This window comes from Westiellopsis prolifica IICB1 (genome assembly GCF_004323185.1).
Taxonomy (GTDB): Bacteria; Cyanobacteriota; Cyanobacteriia; order Cyanobacteriales; family Nostocaceae; genus Pelatocladus; species Pelatocladus prolificus_A.
The window spans coordinates 2,019,369-2,022,444 of record NZ_NAPS01000002.1 but is presented as its reverse complement, the minus strand read 5'-3'; the positions used below and the strand labels follow the sequence as shown (position 1 = coordinate 2,022,444).

The following is a 3,076-nucleotide window of genomic DNA, read 5'->3' as shown; positions in this document are numbered from 1 at the left end:
GGGGATCAGGGATCAGGGATCGGGGAAGGTGGGGCGGGGAAAGGGGATAAGGGGCAACGGGGATCGGGGATCGGGGATTAGGGATTAGGGATTGGTTACTTTCCTTTGTCTCCCTGCTAAGAGCTAAGAGATCCCTTCTTATTTGTCCCCCTTGTCCCCCTTGTCTCCTTTCCCCTTTCCCCGCTCCCCGCTCACTTCGCCCGACAAAATTTCCGTTCTTGGTCGTGTTCAGGATCTTGCCAAGAGTAGGCAAAATGGCTCACTCCTGTAAGTTGCGAGGCGAATGGTCTCATTGCTTGCATTTGTGCATCTAGCGATGGGCGACCATTGACATTTTTACTCCATTGACCAGCGATCGCAGGAATCACTTTTGTACCTGGTTTAGCCATACTTAGCACTTGCTTGACTTGCGCTGCAATACATTCAACATTGCCGCAATTAGCATAAGACATAGAATGCCACTCTAGAGAACTTGGAAACCGATCCCAAGGCTGTAAGCGGGAATCATAACCTTGTCCAACGGTTTGATTTCCGTCAGGAAAAAACACTACCCCTGCGGGAATACCAAGCTGTTGGGCTGGATAAGCAGCTAGATTAACAAAATCTAGAATACCTTGCATGGCGTGGGCAACAGAGAGTTGCCATAATTCTGATTGCAGTATTGGTTGTCTTTGTGCGGGGGGAATAACCGCTGCGATCGCTTTTTGTCCGATTGGTAATGATGGTTCTGCGGGTGGTGGTGGCGGTGGTGTACGTCCTTGCCACATTGGTTCTCCTTCTTGGGGATAAAGTTTGTCAAGTTCACTGATATCTCCTGCTGTCACGTATCCTTTGGTTAAAAAACGGCGAATTAATTCCAACCCTTTATTATTCTGCGCTCGTTGAAATAATGCTTGTTGGGTAGCTTCACTATATAGCCACAAATCTGTAACTTTAGTAGCTATAGAATCCCCGCCTGTTTGCCGTGGGTAGCGCACATAATCAAACAGTATTCCATTCGGACGACGGCGTAAAATTTCTTGTACCATCTGGTAATAGTCGCGTTTTGCTTGGGCGTTGTAGGGATCAATAAATACTTGAGAACCATCATCTACAACATACAAGCTTGTTTGACCTTTGCCATTGCGAGCGATCGCTCCTTCTCGATCACGACGCTGGGCATAGGTATAGCCAAAGTTAGCGGTAAACATCCAGGCGTAAACCTTTAAACCCCGTTCCTGTCCTTTTTGAATTGCGTTCAATAATAAATCAGCTTTTTCTTCCCCCGGTGTGCGAATTACAGAAGGCCATACCGTAGGATTACTTGCTGCTGGTAATAGTACCTGTCCATCGTAAAAAGCTTCCAAATAAACTTGGTTATAGCCTCGGTTGACTATTCGATCCATAATTCTGTCAATACTACCCGGCTGAATGTCGCAGGGATATAAACGCAACCAAATTGCTTGGACTTGCGGCCAGGTGCGATTTCGACATTCTTGTACTGTTTGTGTATGTTGGCGCACAAGTTGCTGGTACTGGTTTTGCGCTTGTTGATCGCCTTCAAGGGCTGACAAACGTAATTTTTCTTTTGCTTGCGCTTCTGCTGCTGATATTTGGCAAAATTGGTTGACTTCTTGCGCCCGTGCAGGCTGAGTTTCCAAGTATGGCATCAGCAAAGTACTGCTGAAAACCGCAGCGAAAAGACGCCGCCAAAAGAACATTGGCTTTACAACATTCAGGGGACGGTTAAGCATATTTAGGAATAAATTTACAAAAAAACTATTAACTTTAAATCATTTGAGTTGGGAAGAAGTGGTAAAGTCGCGAGTTTAGTTCTGAGGCTTTGCAGCCCAATTGTACTGACTTTCAAAACCTCATTTCTGTTGCCGCACTTTTTTATTTAATTTGATTAATGGTAAAAATTTCTTGTATTGGTGAAGCATTTGTACATATATTTTTCTATCAAAACGAAATATCTTGGTACAAATGCTTTACCTTGAATGACTTTAAACAATCGACTGGTGCGTAACAGACAATTATGCACCACGCTTTAGCGCCATTTCGACCTGATTAAACTCCATTTCTAAACGATCCTTGAGCTTTTTCGGTACAGGACGATTGGGATAAGAACTATAGTGTCCAGCAAGGGAATTGAGGGCTGTTCGCATAGTTGTGAAAGAACCCAAACCTGCGACAGAATTATCCCGTTGATAACGAGCCGCAAAAGTATTAATTTGTTGACGCGCTTGTGATTGCGCTGTTAATCTTTCTGGTGAATCGTCTGGTAACTCTAGGGTATGTCTTAAAGTACTGAGTACAGCTAATGTATCCTGGCGATAATCTCCAGATAAACCATCTGGGCTACCGGAACAACCCATTAGCCCAATAGCTACAACTAAGACCAGAGCAAGCAGACGTGACCAATAGCGCTTCATAATCATTGATGTGAAAGTATATGTAAATCAACGTCCATCCTATCCTGGATTGGTATCCTGGGGATCATTCCAAAGGGAAGAGTGTGAAGAGTGTCGGGGGACATATCAATTAAAAATGAAAAATTAAAAATTAAAAATTGGGAAGGGAACACGGGGACAGGTCGAATATTTTGGATAGATTATCTCTTTTGACACTCCCCATGCCTAAAGCAGGGCTGTTTCATTCTAAAAAGGAAAATAATAATAGGATATTATGGGCACAATGTCGTATTGCTCTGGTTAGGGAATCAAAACCATTGTGACGAAACAAGTTAATTACAAAACTGCGAAGAATGGAGAAATTTGCAGATGCATAACCATCAACCATTTGTGCCTTGTCTTCATCAAACACAACATCTTTGACCCAATGTCATCGATTTTCTACACCYCAATGACCACGAATGCCTTGGGCAAAATCTGAAGCTTCAAGGGTCATTGAACTTATGTAATATACGGTTTCCTCATAAGGCTTACCAGCACGAGTACCAAGACGTTCAACWTGAACTATTCGTTTTAGCCCAACCCAATCATTGGAAATATGATCCAAATTATCAAACACCGATACCCGACGTTGAGTCAAGCGATCGCGTGTTTGCTCGAAACTCGTATCGACGCTAGTAGGC

The 3,076-nt window shown here is 43.6% G+C and carries 2 protein-coding genes and 1 pseudogene; all 3 read right to left on the bottom strand.

Annotated elements, in window-relative coordinates; all coding sequences use genetic code 11:
* Window positions 1-191 precede the first annotated feature (191 nt).
* Complete coding sequence (locus tag B4U84_RS22995; RefSeq protein WP_207390982.1) at window positions 192-1,733, bottom strand: family 10 glycosylhydrolase; 1,542 nt, start codon at window positions 1,731-1,733, stop codon at window positions 192-194.
* A gap of 282 nt (window positions 1,734-2,015) precedes the next feature.
* The gene (gene psb27 / locus B4U84_RS22990; RefSeq protein WP_131120676.1) at window positions 2,016-2,414 is read right to left on the bottom strand and encodes a photosystem II protein Psb27; all 399 of its coding nucleotides are present in this window, start codon (window positions 2,412-2,414) and stop codon (window positions 2,016-2,018) included.
* Between the two features lie 409 nt (window positions 2,415-2,823).
* A pseudogene (locus tag B4U84_RS22985) lies at window positions 2,824-3,076 on the bottom strand (ISAs1-like element ISPlr1 family transposase); the annotation flags it as partial.

Bases quoted from the DNA above. Each gene is read 5' to 3' on its own strand.
- psb27 (WP_131120676.1), bottom strand. From the start codon at position 2,414: ATGAAGCGCTATTGGTCACGTCTGCTTGCTCTGGTCTTAGTTGTAGCT.
- B4U84_RS22995 (WP_207390982.1), bottom strand. From the start codon at position 1,733: ATGCTTAACCGTCCCCTGAATGTTGTAAAGCCAATGTTCTTTTGGCGG.